Below are 18,451 nucleotides of genomic sequence, written 5' to 3' on the forward strand. Positions count from 1 at the left end.
GGCATAATTTATGTGCTGCATACAGCCATCTTTTTTCGCGTTTTTGGGACACTGCCCCCAGTTCCTTCCGATTGACTTTTACCGAATAAAATTATATAATGGATAAGTCTAAGCAGCATGATCGGACAAAGAATGACATAAGAAAAAGGGGTACAGCATGAAACGAGACTTGAAAGTACAGGCCTTACTATATCTGCTGACCTTCAGTATGTGCGCACCTGTCACTGCCCGGGGGGAGCAGCTGGAGGCAGGACAATTTGCGGATATTCTGGAGAATGCAGAACCGGCAGAAGCAGAAACAGACCCGTCCGGAGAAGAGATTCCTGCGGAAGAAAATCCTACGGAAGAAGTACAGACAGAGACTGGAGACATGCGGACAGCCAGTGAAGGATGGGTGAGTCAGGAAACTTCCGCACAGGGTACAAAGTGGTGGTACCGGTATGCGGATGGCACATATCCGGCAGACGGACTCTATGAAATCGGAACAAAGACCTATTATTTTGATGCAGACGGGTGGATGAAAACAGGCTGGGTTCTCCTGGAGGACAGGTGGTATTACTTTCTTTCGGACGGAGCCATGGCTGTTAGCCAGTGGGCAGGAAATTATTATCTTCTGGAAGATGGTACTATGGCTGTGAACCAGTGGGTTGGAAGCTGGTATGTAGGAGATGACGGAGCCTGGATTCGCGATTACGGTAAGGGAAAGTGGATCCTTCAGTCCGGCAAATGGTGGTTCAGGGAATATGACGGAAGCTATCCCAAATCAGCTTTTAAGGAAATCGACGGAAACATCTATTATTTTGATACAGATGGCTGGATGATGACCGGATGGGTGTACATAGAACAGAAATGGTATTATTTTAATTCCTCAGGCGTTATGCTCACAGGGTGGCAGAAGCTGGGGAACGTATGGTATTACCTGGAGCCGGACGGGACTATGGCCACAGGCTGGAAAAAGCTGGGGAGCCAATGGTATTATCTGAACAGCAGCGGTTCTATGGCCACGGGCTGGAAGCTGCTGGGAAACCAGTGGTATTATTTTCATTCCTCCGGAGTTATGGCTGCCGGCTGGACGCTTGTGGGGAAGCAGTGGTTCTATCTGAATGCGGATGGTGTGATGCAGACCGGGAAGCTGGTGCAGGGAAATCACACGTATATTCTGAGCAGCAGCGGCGCTCTGGTCACGGGATGGTACCTGGAAAAGGGTGCGTGGTACTACTATGACAGCAATGGATTTATGGTCAAAGGCTGGCAGCAGGTGGGGAATACCTGGTACTATCTCAGAGAAGACGGGACTATGGCCACTGACTGGCTGCAGCTTGGGAAAACCTGGTATTACCTGGACAGCAGCGGAGCTATGGCTGTCGGCTGGACCTATGTACGGGGCAAATGGTATTACATGGACCGTTCCGGGGCTATGACTACCGGCTGGCAGAAGCTTGGGAATACCTGGTATTACCTGAATGCCAGCGGGTCTATGGCTACGGGCTGGAATTTTATAGGGAATAAATGGTATTATTTGAACGGAAACGGGTCCATGGCTGTCGGCTGGACCTATGTAAAGGGCAAATGGTACTATATGGACCGTTCCGGGGCTATGGTTACGGGATGGATTCAGCTTGGGAAAACCTGGTATTATCTGAACGGAAGCGGAGCCATGGTTTCCGGATGGAATATCATCGGCAGTCATTGGTATTTCTTTAACGGAAACGGAGCCATGCTTACAGGCTGGCAGAAAATAGGCGGCATCTGGTATTACATGGATGGAAGCGGGGCAATGGCCGCCGGACGCTGGGTAGGCAACTACTATCTGAGGGATAACGGAGCCATGGCGGTAAACTGTATTCTCACGATCGGAGGGGTCAAATACAGCTTTGACGCTGCCGGTATCGGCAGCAAAGTAGTGGAATCCGGCGGATATATTGAGATAAGAGATTCTAACGGAAAGATTTATAAGGTAGAGGCCAGCTATGCCACAGATCCTCAGGTCTCCGACGAGGATTTCCTCACAGCGATTGCATACGCGGAGGCCGGAGACCAGGGAATCTCCGGAATGTCGGCGGTTGTTATGGTGATTTTAAACCGTATGAACAGCAGTGCTTTTCCCAATGACCTGCGGACGGTTGTCTATCAGAGAAAGCAGTTCGAACCTGCCAGAACAGGGGTTCTCACAAAATATCTGAAGAATCTGAACGCTATTCCCAATCCCTATCTGTCGAATACCAGAACAGCGGTGCGAAACGCAATGTCGACGTACAAGCTGTATAAAGAAGGGAAAGGCAAGCGCCTGATTAACGGGGTTACACTTCCCTCAGGGAAAACAGAATTTGACTATTTATATTTTATGACCCCAAAGGCATTTGAAAACCTGGGACTTGATGAGAAAAAATGTGATGTATTGTATTTATCCCCGTCTTCAGATAAATACAAAGGGCATATTTTCTTTAATAAATGGGTAGAAAAATAAGAAAACTGAATGCAGGATAGCAGAGGAAGCAGGTGGAAGTCCTGCGCAAGTCCGTTACTGTGAAAGCCAGATACTAGGCTATCCTGACACACAAAAAATGCCTGCGGCAACCGGGCTTTTGTGGGACAGGTAGGAGTTCGTTGCCATTTTGCGGCGGACTCTTTTTTCTTTTTTGAACGGACCGCTGCGGTCAAAAGGAGTTGTGTATGGAACATAAAAATGGTTTGGAAGACTTCTATATCGTGAAGAATAACAAGAAAATGCGGTATGGTTATACGACAGGGTCCTGTGCCGCCGCTGCGGCAAAGGGGGCGGCCAGGATGCTTTTGTCTCAGGAACAGGTGGAGGAAGCGGATCTGATGACGCCAAAAGGAATCCTTCTGCATCTGCTTCTTATGGATATCCGCTGGAATAAAGAAAAGGCAGAATGCTGCGTGCAGAAGTATGCGGGGGATGATCCCGATGCCACAGACGGGATGCATATTTATGCAACTGTGGAAAAACGCAGAGAACCCGGGGTTGTCATTGACGGGGGCATCGGTGTGGGAAGGATTACCAGGAAAGGGCTGGAACAGCCCGTGGGAGCTGCCGCCATTAACCGGGTGCCCAGGCGTATGATTGCCAGGGAAGTGGAACAGGTGATAGAGGAAGAAAACTACGAGGGCGGCCTGAAGGTGACGATCTGGACACCGGAAGGAGAGAAGATTGGAAAACGGACGTTTAACCCAAGACTTGGAATCCAGGGAGGGATCTCCATCTTAGGCACTTCAGGAATTGTGGAACCAATGAGTGAGGCGGCGCTGATTAAAAGCATAGAGATTGAGATGCACATGCGGGTTGAAAACGGGGGAAGGTATCTTCTGGTGACTCCCGGCAATTACGGCGCCGCCTACCTGAAGGAACATATGGAACTGGACTTCTCCCAGAATATCAAGTGCAGCAATTATGTTGGGGAAACCATTGATATGGCTATTGGCATGGAAGCAAAGGGAATTCTTTTTATTTCTCATATCGGCAAATTTATTAAAGTGGCAGCCGGCATAATGAATACCCATTCCCGGTCTGCGGACGGAAGGGCCGAGATCATGGCGGCAAATGCGGTACGGGCGGGCGCTTCCCTTGAGATGGCAAAAGAGCTATTGCAGACAGGAACTACAGACGAAGCCCTTGGGATTCTGCAGAGGGAAGGCCTTGTGGAAAAGACCATGGAGGAGGTTCTGGAGAGAGTGGAATACTACTTGAATCACAGAGCTTACGGACAGCTGGAGACAGGGGCAATTCTGTTTTCTAACACATATGGGTATCTGGGAAATACATCCCGTGTTCCGGATTTGCTGGATAAACTGAGAGAACAACAAAATATTACATAGACAAAGGAGATATTATGATGCAAGGAAAGCTTTATGGAATTGGGGTTGGACCGGGAGACCCGGAGCTGCTTACTTTAAAAGCGCTGCGGCTGGTGAAAGAGTGTGATGTGATAGCGGTACCGGGTACGGCGGCGGAGGAAAGTGTGGCCTACCAGATTGTGAAGGGGGCCTGGCCAGAGATCGCTCTAAAAGAGCTGCTTCCCGTACCTATGCCCATGACAAAGGATCCCAGGCAGCTGGAGGAAAATCATGAAAACGGTGCCAGAAGCATTGAAGCGATTCTGCAGGAAGGAAAGCAGGTTGCCTTTTTGACCCTGGGAGATCCCACCGTGTATTCCACCTATCTCTATGTGCACAAGAAGATTCAAAGCTGGGGCTATGAGGTAGAGATTGTCAGCGGAATCACCTCCTTTTGCGCCGTTGCTGCCAGAATGAATATGGGGCTGGTGGAAAAGGCAGAACCCCTCCATGTGATACCTGCCTCTTATCAGATTGAAGAAGCGCTGAAGCTTCCGGGCACGAAGGTACTTATGAAGGCCGGGAAAAAGCTGGGAGAGGTCAAGGAGCAGCTTCTGTCCATGGGAGCACAGGGAGTGATGATAGAAAACTGCGGGATGGAAAATGAAAAAATATACCATACCATTGAAGAGATTCCTGAGAATGCAGGATATTATTCCCTGACTATTATTAAAGAATAAACATACAAAGGAGAAGATATGATACATTTTGTTGGAGCGGGCTCTGGTGCCCCGGATTTGATTACTGTAAGAGGAAAGAAATATTTAGAGGAAGCGGATGTAATTATCTATGCCGGTTCGCTGGTAAATCCACAGCTGCTGGAGTATGCCAAAGAAGGATGCAGGGTATACAACAGTGCCAGGATGACTCTGGAAGAGGTCCTGGATGTGATGCGCAGCGGGGAAAAAGAAGGAAAAATCACTGTGCGTCTGCACACAGGAGATCCCTGTCTCTATGGCGCCATCCGGGAGCAGATGGATGTGCTGGATGAGGAAAATATTGCATATGACTCCTGCCCGGGAGTGAGTTCCTTCTGCGGGGCAGCCTCTGCCCTGAATCTGGAGTATACGCTGCCGGATGTGTCTCAGAGCGTCATCATCACCAGGATGGCGGGAAGGACGCCTGTACCTCCAAAAGAGAGCATTGAGTCATTTGCCGCCCACCAGGCAACTATGGTCGTATTTCTAAGTACCGGGATGTTAAAGGAACTGAGCGCCCGTCTGATTGAGGGCGGGTATACCGAGGATACGCCTGCGGCCATTGTGTACAAGGCAACCTGGGAAGATGAAAAGGCCTTTGTATGTACCGTGGGAACGCTGGATAAGACAGCAAAAGAAAATCATATTACGAAAACAGCTTTAATGATTATCGGCGATGCGGTAGCCCATAATCACTATGAGCGTTCCAAATTATATGATCCGGGATTCACCACTGAATTCCGTCAGGGTACAGATACCAAATAAGCGGAGGAAAATATGAAGATAGCAGTTATCAGCTTCAGCCGGTCCGGCTATGCTCTGGGGGAAGCTCTCCACGCAGGACTTATAAAGGAAGGGCATGAAGTAACCACCTACACAAAAAGTAAGTATACAAAGATGGTTTTAGATGAATCCCAGCTGGATATTGACGCGAAGACAATACGCAATGTAAAGCAGTTTGCCAAACCAGTGGATGAATCCATCGGTGCATGGACCAGTCTGCGGTTTCAGAATTCTGATGCCCTGATCTTTATCGGGGCCTGCGGGATAGCAGTAAGAGCCATTGCGCCTTATGTCAAGGATAAGAAAAAGGATCCCGCTGTGGTTGTGGTGGACGAGCAGGGAAATTATGCCATCTCACTCCTGTCAGGGCATATCGGCGGCGCCAATGCGCTTACGCTGGATGTGAGCAGAATCACAGGCGCAAAACCTGTGATCACGACAGCAACTGATATCAATGAGAAGTTTGCGGTGGATGTATTTGCAAAGAGGAATGGCTTTTATATTTCTGACATGGGGCTGGCCAAGGATGTATCGGCGGCACTGGTAGCAGGAAAGGAAGTTGGATTTTACAGTGATTTTCCCTGGATTGGGGAACTGCCGGAAGGCCTTAAGATAGCCCATGAAGATGAGGAGCGGCCGGAGCTTGGGATTGCGATTACCAGCAGTTACCTGGAGCATCCGTTTGTACATACTCTGTACCTGGTTCCCAGGGTCATTACCCTGGGGCTTGGCTGCAGAAAAGACACTGCAAAAGAGGAGATACAAAATGCAGTGCGAAAGGCCTGTGATGAGCAGCTGATTCCAACCGTTGCCATGGAGCAGGTGGTCAGCATTGACCTGAAAAAAGATGAGCCGGGGATCCTGGAGTACTGCCGGGAGAGAAACCTTCCCTTTATCACATACACCAAAGAGGAATTGGCTCAGGTAGAAGGAAAATTTACTAAATCTGAATTCGTAGAATCCATTACAGGGCTGGACAATGTCTGTGAGAGAAGTGCGGTGAAGGGAAGCGAAGACGGAAGACTGATAGTAAGAAAACATGCAGAAAATGGGGTAACGGTTGCGTTAGCCATGAAGAAATGGAGTGTGGAATTTGAATAAATTATATGTAGTGGGCATTGGGCCCGGCGAGTATGAACAGATGACCATTAAGGCAGCCAATGCCCTGAAAGAAAGCGATGTAATCATAGGATATACCGTATATGTGGATCTGGTAAAAGAACATTTTCCAGGAAAAGAGTTTATGACAACACCAATGAAAAAAGAGGTAGACCGCTGTGTGATGGCGTTCGAGGAAGCAAAAAAAGGAAAAACGGTCTCCATGATCTGCAGCGGAGATGCCGGGGTATACGGTATGTCGGGTCTTATGTATGAAGTGGGAGTCAGCTATCCTGAGGTAGAGCTGTCTGTGATTCCGGGAGTGACGGCTGCCACAGGGGGAGGGGCTGTGCTGGGCGCTCCCCTGATTCACGACTTCTGCCTCATTAGCTTAAGTGATCTTCTTACACCGTGGGAAAAGATTGAGGGAAGACTGCTGGGAGCTTCCAAAGCTGATTTTGTGATCTGCCTGTACAATCCCTCCAGCAAAAAGCGCTGCGATTACCTGGCCAAGGCATGTGACCTTATGATGCAGTATAAATCAGAGGATACCGTGTGCGGCATTGTGGGAAATATCGGGAGAGACGGAGAAGCTTTTAAGGTTATGACATTAAAAGAACTGAGGGATACGCCTGTTGATATGTTTACAACGGTTTTCATCGGCAATTCCCAGACAAAAGTGATTAACGGAAAAATGGTAACGCCCAGAGGATACCGGAATGTGTGACGTTCTTATTTTTGGAGGGACAACAGAAGGAAGAAAAATTGCAGAATATGTCAGCCGGCACCATATCTCGGGGTATGTGTGCGTGGCCACAGAGTATGGTGAGAGTCTTCTGCCTCAAAATGAGTATGTCAGGGTTTCCCATGAGCGTCTGAAGGAAGAGCAGATGTGCGGGCTTATAAAAAAGGAATCTCCCAGATTTGTGATCGATGCCACGCATCCATACGCTGCTGAGGTGACGCGCAATATTAAGAGCGCCTGCCAAAAGGCTGAGGTGCCCTACGTTCGTCTGCTCAGAGAGAGCGCCGGCCCGGATGACGGCACAGCTGTAGAGCATGCAGTCTATGTGGACTCGATTGAGGAGGCCGTGGACTATCTGGAGCATACAAAGGGGGGGATCCTGGTCACCACAGGCAGCAAGGAAATCGGTAAATTCACCCGTCTTTCGGATTACAGAGAAAGGGTCTATGCCAGGGTTCTCTCTCTTCCCAAAGTAACTGCGGCCTGTGCAGAGATGGGATTTGAGGGAAAGCATCTGATCTGTATGCAGGGACCGTTTTCCAGGGAACTCAATGAGGCAATGATACGGCAGCTGGACTGCAGGTATCTGGTCACCAAAGAATCCGGGAGTACCGGAGGGTTTTTAGAAAAGTGCGAGGCGGCAAAAGCCTGCGGCTGTGAGCTGGTAATCGTCGGCAGGCCTCTTCAGGAAAAGGGCCTGTCCCTTCTGGAGTGCAAAAGATATCTTGCAGGTGAATTCGGTCTGTCGGGAAAGACAGAGGTCGCCCTGGTAGGCATCGGCATGGGGGATGAGAATACCATGACTGTGGGAGGCAGAGAAGCGTGCAGGAAGGCTGAGGTAATCATAGGAGCCGGGCGTATGGCAAAAGCAGCGGCACAGCCGGGACAGGACGTTTATTGTGAATACGACGCCAAAAGGATTCGGGAGTACCTGAGAGAACACCCGGAATATGAGCGCGCCGCGGTTGTCCTGTCAGGAGATGTGGGGTTTTACAGCGGCTGCAGAAGGCTTCTGGAAGAGCTGAAAGAATTCCAGGTAGAACTGTACTGCGGAATCTCCAGTCTGGTATATTTTATGTCCAGAATCCAAAAGCCGTGGGAGGATGTTAAGATTGCAAGTGCCCACGGCAGAGCGTATAACCTCATACAGGGAATTCGAAGCAATCCCCGCTTTTTTGCTATCCTGGGCACCGGAGACGGGGTATCCCGCCTGGCTGAAAAATTAATGGAATATCATATGGAAGATGTTTCTATTTACCTGGGAGAAATGCTGTCCTATCCGGAGGAAAAGATACAGAAAGGAAAGCCGGCTGATTTCCTGGGATACCAGGGGAATCCGCTGAGTGTAATATACATAGAAAATCCCGGGGCCAAAGAGCTTCCGGTGACACATGGAATCAGTGACGGGGCATTTGTCAGGGGGAAGGTTCCCATGACAAAAGAAGAGGTGCGCAGTATTTCACTGTCCAAGCTGCGTCTGAAAAAGGACGCTGTCTGTTATGACGTAGGCGCCGGGACAGGCTCCGTCTCTATTGAAATGGCGCTTATGGCCCGGGAGGGCAGAGTCTATGCCGTGGAGAAGAAGCCGGAGGCCGCAGCACTTTTGGAAGAAAATAAGAAAGTGTTTGGGGCGGATAATCTTACAGTAATCCCCGGTCTGGCGCCGGAGGCTTTGGAGGATCTGGACCCCCCCACACATGCGTTTATCGGAGGCTCTTCCGGAAATATGAAAGAGATCCTGCAGCTTCTTCTGAATAAGAACCCCGAAATCCGGATCGTAGTGAACTGCATCGCTCTGGAAACCGTAGCAGAGACAGTAAACTGTATGAAGGAACTGCCGGTGACTGATGTCGATATCGTATCTGTATCCATCAGCAAATCCAAGACGGTGGGACGATATCATATGATGATGGGAGAAAACCCTATTACTATTATCTCCTGTACAGGAAAAGAGGTGGACGAAGGATGAAAATCCCCAGATTTCTTATAGCGGCAGGAGCAAGCGGCAGCGGGAAAACCCTCCTGACCTGCGGGATTCTGAAGGCATTAAAGAACCGTGGACTGCAGGTGGCATCTTTTAAGTGCGGTCCTGATTATATTGATCCCATGTTTCACAGCAAGGTGATACGGGCCAAATCCCGGAATCTGGATACGTTCTTTACGCCTCCTGAGATTGTCAGACATCTCCTGGAAATAAACTGCATGCAACAGGATATTGCTGTGATGGAAGGGGTTATGGGGTATTATGACGGAATCGGAGGCACCACATCACAGGCCAGCGCGTATGAACTTGCCGCTGTTACCAAAACCCCGGTGGTGTTTGTTGTAAACTGTAAGGGAATGAGCGTATCCATACTTCCTTATATTCAGGGCTTTCTCGAATTTAAAGAAAACAGCGGTATCCGCGGCATTATTTTGAATCAGATGTCCCCCATGCTGTATCCCAGGGTGAAGGAATTGATTGAGGAGACGCTTCCGGTGAAAGTACTGGGCTATGTGCCCAATGTGAAAGAGTGTGCCATTGAAAGCCGCCACCTTGGACTGGTTCTGCCGGATGAGGTGGAACAGCTCCAGGAAAAGCTGGGGCAGCTGGCAGAAATTCTAGAAAAAACAATTGATATGGAAGCACTGCTTGCGCTGGCAGAGACAGCGGAAGATATCTCTGCTTCCAGTCCGGAGGCTTTCTCCCCGGACTATGGATTTACCCTGGACAGGCCTGTTAAAATTGGTGTTGCAAGAGATGAGGCCTTTTGCTTTATCTATGAGGATAATCTGCGTCTTCTGAAAAAGATGGGAGCGGAGCTTGTTTATTTCTCCCCCCTGCAAGACAGCAGGCTACCGGAAGGGATTCAGGGACTTCTCTTATACGGGGGCTATCCGGAACTCTACGCTGAAGCTTTGGCGGCCAACACAGGGATGCTGGAGAGTATCCGCCGGGAGTTTGGAAACGGGATTCCCGTGATCGCGGAGTGCGGCGGATTTATGTATCTTCATGAAACTATGGAGGATATGGAGGGATGTGCCCACCGCATGACGGGTATCATTCCGGGGCGTGCATACCGTACGCCGCAATTAAACCGTTTCGGCTATATCTACGTATCTTCCGGGGGAGGAACCGTATTTGGGGAGCCCTTGGAGCAGATTCCGGCCCATGAATTTCACTATTTCGACTCCACTGCCTGCGGGGGAGATTTTCTGGCCAGAAAGCCTGTGGGACGCAGGAGCTGGAACTGTATGTATGGAAGAGAACATATGCTGGCAGGCTTTCCGCATCTGTACTATTACGGCAAGCCTCAGATTGCGAAGGCTTTTTTGCAGGAGTGCAGCCGCTATGCACCGCAAAGCCAGTCAAACGTCTAACAATGGGAAAGAAGGAAAAGAAAATGAATTTAGAGGAAACGCTGAAATGTATCGGTCCGCTCGACGAGGAAGCTATGAAAATCAGCCGGAAGCGCTGGGACAGTATCGCAAAACCTTTGTACAGCCTGGGTAAGCTGGAATCTCTGCTGGTGCAGATTGCCGGAATCACAGGAAGCCAGGAAATTGATCTTTCAAAGAAAGCCCTTGTGCCTATGTGCGCGGACAATGGGGTGGTGGCAGAGGGGGTCACACAGACCGGACAGGAGGTTACTGCCATTGTGGCGGAGAACTTTTTAACCTGTGAAACCTCTGCGGCTATTATGTGCAAGAATGCCGGAGCCGATATTTTCCCGGTAGACATCGGAGTTGCCGTGGATACCAATATCATAAACCGTAAAATCGCCTATGGGACCAAAAATATGGCTGTGGAGCCGGCTATGACGAGGGAAGAAGCCATCCGGGGTCTGGAGACCGGAATCGCAATGGTAAAGGAGCTAAAAGACAAAGGCTACAAGATCATTGCCACCGGCGAGATGGGAATAGGCAACACGACAACAAGCAGTGCAGTGGCGGCGGTTCTTCTGGGGCAGCCGGCAGAAGCGGTCACAGGCAAAGGGGCCGGACTGACAAGCGCCGGACTGGAAAAGAAGATAGCAACGATCAAAAAGGCGATTGCCCTTCATAAACCAGACAGAGAAGATCCCATTGATGTGCTGGCAAAGGTGGGAGGCTTTGATATTGCGGGGATTGCAGGTATGTTCCTGGGAGGGGCAGCCTATCATGTCCCTGTGGTCATTGACGGATTCATATCAGCGGTAAGCGCCCTTCTGGCCTGCCGGCTGGCTCCCCTGGCAAAAGGCTATATGATATCTTCTCATGTCTCCAAAGAGCCTGCGGCCCATATGATTCTGGAGGCGCTGGACCAGTCTCCCTGCCTGCACTGTGATATGTGCCTGGGCGAAGGAACAGGGGCAGTAGCTTTATTCCCTGTTTTAGAGATGGCGGCTGCGGTCTATCAGGGGATGAGTACGTTCAGCGACATAGAGATTGAGGAATACAAACCACTGAGCTAAAAGGAGAAGGGTATGATTACATTAATTACCGGTGGAAGCGGAAGCGGAAAATCAGCATACGCAGAAGATACCCTGCTGTCCTTTGGCGAGGGAGAGCGAATCTATATCGCTACCATGTATCCCTTTGATGAAGAAAGCCACAGGAGGATAGAGCGCCACAGAAACATGCGCCGGGAAAAGCATTTTACTACCATTGAACGGTATATTAACCTGAAAGAGCTCACCGTGCCGAAGGATTCTTATGTTCTTTTAGAGTGTATGTCGAACCTGGTGGCCAATGAGATGTACCAGGAAGGAGGTGCCGGGAAAGATACGGTGCCCGCTGTCCTGGAAGGCATCTTTGCCCTGGATCGTCAGGCAAAAGAGCTGTGCATTGTAACCAATGAGATTTTCTCCGACGGCATCCCCTATGAGGAAGAGACAGAAAGATATCAAAAGTATCTGGGAGAGATCAATCAGGCACTCGGAAGAGTCGCCGCAAGAGTAGTGGAAGTGGTATACGGTATCCCTCTCGTACTGAAGGAGAATTAAATGAAACAGATTTGGAATAGTTTTAAAATAGCTTTTGCCATGTACTCAAAGATTCCCATGCCAAAAAGTGACTGGACGAAAGAGAATATGAGATATACCATGTGCTTTTTCCCCGCTGTGGGGCTGGTCATCGGAGGGCTTACCTGGCTTTGGGGCGTCTGGGGGAGGAATCTGGCAGAAAGCCATATCTTCTATACCGTAATCCTTCTGCTGATTCCTGTGGCAGTGACAGGGGGGATCCATCTGGACGGACTTCTGGATACCTCGGATGCCCTGTCCTCCTATCAGGAAAGAGAGAGAAAGCTGGAGATTCTGAAGGACTCCCATGCAGGTGCCTTTGCTATTATAATAGGAATTACTTACTTTCTGCTTTATTTCGGCATTTACAGTGAGCTGACCTTACAGGGGCTTCCTGTGGTATGCCTCAGTTTTGTTCTGTCCAGGTGTTTCAGCGGACTGTCCATTGCGGCATTTCCTATGGCGAAGAACACTGGTCTGGCGGCAACTTTTTCGGATGGTGCCCAGAAACAGACGGTTCGCATTACCACCGTGGCTTGGGGACTTCTTACGATTCTCCTTATGTGCCTGTATCAGCCCCTGCTGGGTGCCTGTGCGGCCATAGGAGGAATGGCAGCATTCGTTTTTTACTATCGTATGTCCATGAAGCAATTCGGGGGAATCACTGGAGATCTGGCGGGCTTTTTCCTTCAGATATGCGAATTGGTGATGGCACTCTGTGTGGTGGCAGGAGAGATTCTGCTGAGAAAAATGGCATAACAAAGGAGATACAGGTATGATTTTAATTATCGGGGGCATGTTCCAGGGAAAAAAGGAGTATGTGCGCAGCAGATTTGGGCTGGAAGCGAGAGATATGGCTGACGGCAGTGTCTGTTCTTACGAAGAATTGTTCCGCTGCCGTGGAATTTTTCATTTTCACGAATGGATTAGGCGGATGCTGCGGGAGAATAGAGATTTAACGAATCTGGCCGGCCGGCTGGAAAAAGAAAATCCTCAGATCCTTATCATTTCAAACGAGCTGGGGTACGGCGTGGTGCCTGTAGATTCTTTTGACAGAGAATACAGGGAGGCCACAGGAAGGATATGCACCCGGATTGCCCGGTCTGCCGATTCGGTACACCGGGTAGTCTGCGGCATTGGAACGGTGATCAAAGATGCTTGATTTATTTCTTGTACGTCACTCCATTACCTATGGGAATACCCTGGGGCGCTATATAGGAAAAAGGACCGATGAACCCCTTACAAAAGATGGGATTGCCCTGCTGAAACGCAGATATTATCCCCAGGTACAGACTGTTTTTACCAGCCCTTTGAAGCGGTGTGTGCAGACTGCGGCACTCTGTTATCCGGATACCCCAGTTCATACACTGGAGGAGCTGGCAGAGTGTGATTTCGGAGAGTTTGAAAACAAAAACTACAAAGAACTCTCGGGAAATGACAAATACCAGGAGTGGATTGACAGCAATGGCACCCTGCCTTTTCCGGGTGGCGAGAGCAGGGAAGCCTTCATGGAGCGTTGTCAAAGAGGATTTTCCCGCTGTGTGGAATACTGCCTCAGGGAAGGACTGCACTCCGGGGCTTTGGTGGTTCACGGAGGGACTATCATGAGCATTTTGGATGCATATGCCGTTCCCCATCAAGGGTACTATGACTGGCAGGTGGGAAACGGCGGGGGATACCAGGTGAGGACCTCCGCAGAAGAATGGAATGAAAGAGTACAGGAACTGCATGTGGTGAAAAAGCTTGCAGAATAAATACAGGAGAGGACTTTATTAAGATGCTGAAGTGGACAATATTTGCCCTGGTTTTGGGCTTTTTTATAGATTTGATCGTGGGAGACCCTCCGTTTTTATACCATCCGGTCAGAATTATCGGGAATGGAATTGCACTGACGGAAAAAGGACTCAGGCGCATATTTCCCAAAACTCCAGGGGGAGAGCGGGCGGGCGGTTTCTTTCTTATCCTGATTATCTGCCTGTTCAGCGCGGGAATTCCCGGATTAATTCTGTGGTTTGCCTACCATTGGCGTACTTGGCTGGGGGTACTTTTGGAAACCTTTATGTGTTATCAGCTTCTGGCTGCAAAGTCCCTGAAGGCGGAGAGCATGAAGGTATACGAGCAGCTGAAGGCGGGAAACCTGGAGGGGGCCAGATATGCCGTTTCAATGATTGTGGGACGGGATACCAAGAGTCTTGACGAAGAGGGTGTGACAAAGGCAGCTGTGGAGACCATTGCGGAAAATACCTCGGACGGAGTTATTGCTCCGCTGTTTTATATGGCCCTGGGGGGCGCTCCTCTGATGTTTCTGTACAAGGCCATTAACACTATGGATTCTATGGTGGGATATAAAAACGATAAATATCTCAACTTTGGAAGACTGCCTGCAAAATTAGATGATGCCGCCAATTTTGTACCTGCCAGAATATCCGCATGGCTTATGGTGGCGGCCAGCTTTTTTCTGAAGATGGACAGCAGGAACGCAGCACGGATTTACAGAAGAGACAGGCGGAATCACGCAAGTCCCAATTCTGCCCAGACAGAGGCAGTGATGGCCGGTGCACTTGGGGTGCAGCTGGCCGGCGATGCCTATTATTTCGGAAAGCTTTATCAGAAACCAACGATTGGGGACCGCATCCGTAAGATTCAGTATGAAGATATCCGTTATGCCAACAATCTGCTCTATGCCAGTGCGGGAATTGGCGTGCTGTTTTTCGGACTGATTCGGCTGATGCTTCAGATTGCACTTCAAATCGTATAGAACCGGGAGAATACATATGAAGAAACATATACACGGCGGGGATGTGTACCGTCATCAAAACGTAATTGATTTTTCGGCAAACTGTAATCCACTGGGGACTCCTGACAGCGTAAAGCGGGCGGTCACCGAAAGTATGGAGCAGGTGTACCATTATCCTGATGTAAGATGCCAGAAGCTAAGAGACGCATTGTCCGCCTATGAAGAAGTGCCGGCGGACTGGATCATCTGCGGAAATGGAGCTGCAGATCTGATTTTTTCTCTGGTGCTGGCCCTGAAACCTAAGAGGGCACTTCTGCCAGCCCCTACCTTTGCGGAGTACGAGCAGGCTCTGGAAAGTGTGGGATGCCAGGTGCTTCATGCTGCAGGCAGAGAGGAGGACGGGTTTGCCGTGGATCAGGCGCTTTTGCAGGCTATAGACGATACCATAGATATTTTATTTCTGTGCAATCCCAATAATCCCACAGGGATTCTCACAGAGCCTGAGAGACTGGAGCAGGTGATGGATGCCTGCCGCAGCCACGGAGTTTTTCTGGTGCTGGATGAATGCTTTCTGGACTTTGTATGCAGCCCTGGAAAGTATACCCAAAAGCCTTCCCTGGAAAAACGGACGGATCTGTTCATCCTGAAAGCCTTTACAAAACGGTATGCCATGGCAGGAATACGGCTGGGCTATGGACTGTGCAGCAGCCGGGACCTGTTGGAGAAGATGAAGGAGGTCACCCAGCCCTGGAATGTTTCCACCCTGGCTCAGGCAGCCGGAATCGCTGCTTTAAAAGAAAAAGAATATGTGGACAGAGCCACAGAACTGATTCACAGGGAGCGCGGGTTCCTTAAGGAGAAAATGCGTGAGGCGGGGCTTCAGGTATACGACTCCCAGGCTAATTATATCTTTTTCAAGGGACCTGAAAACCTTCAGGAACTCTGCCTGCAGGAGGGGTTATTAATCCGGGACTGCGGCAATTACTATGGACTGGCCAGGGGCTATTACCGGATTGCCGTCCGAACCCATGAAGAAAATCTGACCCTTATGAGGGCATTTGAAAAAGTACTGTAATACAGAGAAAAGAGGGATATATTATGGCAAAAGCAATTATGATTCAGGGTACCATGTCCAATGCCGGAAAAAGCCTGCTTACAGCGGGACTCTGCCGTATTTTCACCCAGGACGGATATAAAGTAGCACCTTTTAAGTCACAGAATATGGCGCTGAACTCCTTTATCACAGAGGAAGGACTGGAGATGGGGAGAGCTCAGGTAATGCAGGCGGAAGCGGCGGGAATCAAGCCATCTGTTCTTATGAACCCGATACTTCTAAAGCCTACCAATGATGTAGGATCCCAGGTGATCGTCAACGGAGAGGTTCTTGGCACTATGAGTGCAAGAGACTATTTTGCTTATAAAAAGAAACTGATACCTGAAGTTATGAAAGCCTACCATGCATTAGCAGAGAAGAATGATATTATTGTCATTGAAGGTGCCGGAAGTCCTGCGGAAATCAATCTGAAGGAAGAGGATATCGTTAATATGGGCATGGCAAAGCAGGCCAAAGCTCCCGTGCTTTTAGTGGGGGACATTGACAGAGGCGGCGTATTTGCCCAGCTGATTGGAACTATTATGCTTCTGGATGAGGATGAGAGAAAAATAGTAAAAGGCACAATTGTGAACAAATTCAGAGGCGATAAGACTATTCTGGATCCGGGTCTGAAGATATTGGAAGAGAAAACAGGCGTTCCGGTTGTAGGTGTGGCCCCCTATCTGAATATTGAGGTAGAAGACGAGGACAGCCTCACGGAGCGGTTTGAAGCGCCCCGGGAAGTCGGGGTCATTGATATTGCAGTAATCCGCCTTCCCAGAATCTCTAACTTTACTGATTTTAACCCTCTGGAGAGTATACCTGGAGTTTCCCTCAGATATGTGAAGCACCCTCATGAGCTGAAACAGCCGGATATGATTATACTGCCGGGAACCAAGAATACTATGGAAGATCTTCTGTGGATGCGCCAGACAGGTCTGGAGGCATTGATCCTGAAAGAAGCGGCAAAAGGAAAGATAATCTATGGAGTCTGCGGGGGATATCAGATGCTGGGAGAAACCCTTTCCGATCCCCATCACGTAGAAGCAGGGGGAGAGATTAAAGGAATGGGCCTTCTCCCTATGGATACGATTTTTGAGCAGGCAAAGACCAGAACCCGAGTGACGGGCACCTTCAGACATATGGGAGGGGCGTTAAAGCTTCTGGAAGGGACCAAACTGGAGGGCTATGAGATTCATATGGGAGAGAGTGTCCTGAAGGAGGGCGCGGTATCCATGAATGAGATCACGGATGGGGTCAGCCATGTAACAAAGTCTGACGGCGCCTGCAAAGACAATGTCTACGGCTCTTATGTGCACGGGATCTTTGACAGGGAAGAGGTGGCCGGAAAAATTATCCGGGCAATTGGAGCCATAAAAGGAATTGATGTGGAGGAAATGACCAGTATTGATTTTCAGGCATTTAAAGAAACCCAGTATGACATTCTTGCGGCAGAGCTGAGAAAACATCTGGATATGAAGAAAATATATGAGATTTTAGAAGCTGGTATATAAAAAGGAGAGGAGAACGTATGAAAATAGAACTGGAAAATGTATTGCCTAAGGAGATAGAAAACAGAAGCTTTGAGATAATTACAGAGGAACTAGGAGATACGCCTCTGCTCCCCGGCACTGAGCTGATCGTAAAGCGGTGTATCCACACCAGTGCAGACTTCGATTATGCCCGAAATCTCTGCTTTTCTGACGGAGCGGTAGAAGCTGCCATAGAGGCTGTTAAAAGAGGGGCCAGCATTGTCACGGATACCCAGATGGCCAAAGCCGGTATCAACAAAAAGGCCTTGCATAAATACGGCGGCAATGTCTATTGCTTTATGTCTGATGAAGACATTGCTGAGATTGCTAAAAAAAGCGGATCCACCAGAGCAACTGCAAGTATGGATAAAGCTGCGTCTATGGAAGAAGAATTCATCTTTGCCATCGGAAACGCGCCTACTGCGCTGGTAAGGCTTTATGAATTGATTCAGGAGGGAAAGATCCACCCCAAACTGATCATTGGAGTTCCCGTGGGATTTGTAAATGTAGTTCAGTCAAAAGAATTGATCATGGAGACAGATGTGCCTTACATCGTGGCCAAAGGCCGCAAGGGGGGAAGTAATATTGCTGCCTGCATCTGCAATGCATTGCTGTATATGATCGATAATTCCAGGGAGTAGATAGGAGGGGGACGGTGAGAGAGAGTCCGTGCCGGAGGGTGGCTCTAGGGATACGACCATTACCCCATTCCAAATAAATGTAAAGTGAGCCGATACCAGGATATGGAAGGGAGGAGGGGGACTGGGGCATGGGCAGGTCGGGGAGGTTAAGCGGAGTGAGCCGAAGATCCAGTCCACCAGCTGATTTGCGAGGAAGGCTCTCCTGACGAGCTTAGCAGCTGGTAGGACTTAGCTGAGGGGAGCGGAGCCTCGAGCTGACCTGCCCATGCCCCAGTCCCCCTCCTCCC

At 49.5% G+C, this 18,451-nt stretch carries 17 protein-coding genes; all 17 read left to right on the forward strand.

Features of this window, described 5'->3' with window-relative positions:
- The first annotated feature begins 157 nt into the window (after positions 1-157).
- The 17 genes from BUA56_RS15900 (at position 158) to BUA56_RS15980 (ending at position 18,164) form a co-directional block, all read left to right on the forward strand.
- Positions 158-2,467 carry a cell wall hydrolase gene (locus BUA56_RS15900; protein ID WP_072853486.1) on the forward strand — a complete coding sequence of 770 codons (2,310 nt, stop codon included), beginning with the start codon at positions 158-160 and terminating at the stop codon, positions 2,465-2,467.
- Between the two features lie 206 nt (positions 2,468-2,673).
- A complete protein-coding gene (gene cbiD / locus BUA56_RS15905; RefSeq protein WP_072853488.1) occupies positions 2,674-3,837 on the forward strand; it encodes a cobalt-precorrin-5B (C(1))-methyltransferase CbiD in 1,164 nt (387 codons plus the stop codon).
- A gap of 14 nt (positions 3,838-3,851) precedes the next feature.
- Positions 3,852-4,535 (forward strand): precorrin-2 C(20)-methyltransferase, encoded by a 684-nt coding sequence (gene cobI / locus BUA56_RS15910; RefSeq protein ID WP_455428636.1) that lies wholly within the window; start codon positions 3,852-3,854, stop codon positions 4,533-4,535.
- A gap of 18 nt (positions 4,536-4,553) precedes the next feature.
- Positions 4,554-5,318 (forward strand): precorrin-4 C(11)-methyltransferase, encoded by a 765-nt coding sequence (gene cobM / locus BUA56_RS15915; protein ID WP_072853492.1) that lies wholly within the window; start codon positions 4,554-4,556, stop codon positions 5,316-5,318.
- A gap of 12 nt (positions 5,319-5,330) precedes the next feature.
- Positions 5,331-6,437 (forward strand): cobalt-precorrin 5A hydrolase, encoded by a 1,107-nt coding sequence (locus BUA56_RS15920; protein WP_072853494.1) that lies wholly within the window; start codon positions 5,331-5,333, stop codon positions 6,435-6,437.
- Positions 6,430-7,161, forward strand: coding sequence for a precorrin-3B C(17)-methyltransferase (gene cobJ / locus BUA56_RS15925; RefSeq protein ID WP_072853496.1), 732 nt, complete (start codon positions 6,430-6,432; stop codon positions 7,159-7,161). The genes BUA56_RS15920 and cobJ overlap by 8 nt, the downstream gene beginning before the upstream one ends.
- Entirely contained in the window at positions 7,154-9,148 is a 1,995-nt protein-coding gene (gene cobK, locus BUA56_RS15930; RefSeq protein WP_072853499.1) for a precorrin-6A reductase, read from the forward strand. The genes cobJ and cobK overlap by 8 nt, the downstream gene beginning before the upstream one ends.
- Positions 9,145-10,539, forward strand: coding sequence for a cobyrinic acid a,c-diamide synthase CobB (locus BUA56_RS15935; RefSeq protein WP_072853501.1), 1,395 nt, complete (start codon positions 9,145-9,147; stop codon positions 10,537-10,539). The genes cobK and BUA56_RS15935 overlap by 4 nt, the downstream gene beginning before the upstream one ends.
- Positions 10,540-10,562: 23 nt before the next feature.
- Positions 10,563-11,612 carry a nicotinate-nucleotide--dimethylbenzimidazole phosphoribosyltransferase gene (gene cobT / locus BUA56_RS15940; protein ID WP_072853503.1) on the forward strand — a complete coding sequence of 350 codons (1,050 nt, stop codon included), beginning with the start codon at positions 10,563-10,565 and terminating at the stop codon, positions 11,610-11,612.
- A 12-nt stretch (positions 11,613-11,624) separates the two neighbouring features.
- Positions 11,625-12,143, forward strand: coding sequence for a bifunctional adenosylcobinamide kinase/adenosylcobinamide-phosphate guanylyltransferase (locus BUA56_RS15945; RefSeq protein WP_072853505.1), 519 nt, complete (start codon positions 11,625-11,627; stop codon positions 12,141-12,143).
- Entirely contained in the window at positions 12,144-12,920 is a 777-nt protein-coding gene (gene cobS, locus BUA56_RS15950) for an adenosylcobinamide-GDP ribazoletransferase (protein ID WP_072853508.1), read from the forward strand.
- A 16-nt stretch (positions 12,921-12,936) separates the two neighbouring features.
- A complete protein-coding gene (locus BUA56_RS15955; RefSeq protein WP_072853510.1) occupies positions 12,937-13,323 on the forward strand; it encodes a bifunctional adenosylcobinamide kinase/adenosylcobinamide-phosphate guanylyltransferase in 387 nt (128 codons plus the stop codon).
- A complete protein-coding gene (locus BUA56_RS15960; RefSeq protein WP_072853512.1) occupies positions 13,316-13,915 on the forward strand; it encodes a histidine phosphatase family protein in 600 nt (199 codons plus the stop codon). Before BUA56_RS15955 ends, BUA56_RS15960 begins: the two co-directional genes overlap by 8 nt.
- Positions 13,916-13,938: 23 nt before the next feature.
- On the forward strand, positions 13,939-14,919 hold the full coding sequence (cbiB, locus tag BUA56_RS15965) for an adenosylcobinamide-phosphate synthase CbiB (RefSeq protein WP_072853514.1): 981 nt from the start codon (positions 13,939-13,941) through the stop codon (positions 14,917-14,919).
- A gap of 16 nt (positions 14,920-14,935) precedes the next feature.
- Entirely contained in the window at positions 14,936-15,973 is a 1,038-nt protein-coding gene (cobD, locus tag BUA56_RS15970) for a threonine-phosphate decarboxylase CobD (protein ID WP_072853517.1), read from the forward strand.
- 23 nt (positions 15,974-15,996) lie between these two features.
- Positions 15,997-17,505: a cobyric acid synthase gene (locus BUA56_RS15975; protein ID WP_072853519.1), complete on the forward strand. Its 1,509-nt coding sequence runs from the start codon at positions 15,997-15,999 to the stop codon at positions 17,503-17,505.
- A gap of 17 nt (positions 17,506-17,522) precedes the next feature.
- Positions 17,523-18,164, forward strand: coding sequence for a precorrin-8X methylmutase (locus tag BUA56_RS15980; RefSeq protein WP_072853521.1), 642 nt, complete (start codon positions 17,523-17,525; stop codon positions 18,162-18,164).
- Positions 18,165-18,451 lie beyond the last annotated feature (287 nt).

The sequence above is a fragment of the Lactonifactor longoviformis DSM 17459 genome (assembly GCF_900129135.1).
Taxonomy (GTDB): domain Bacteria; phylum Bacillota; class Clostridia; order Lachnospirales; family Lachnospiraceae; genus Lactonifactor; species Lactonifactor longoviformis.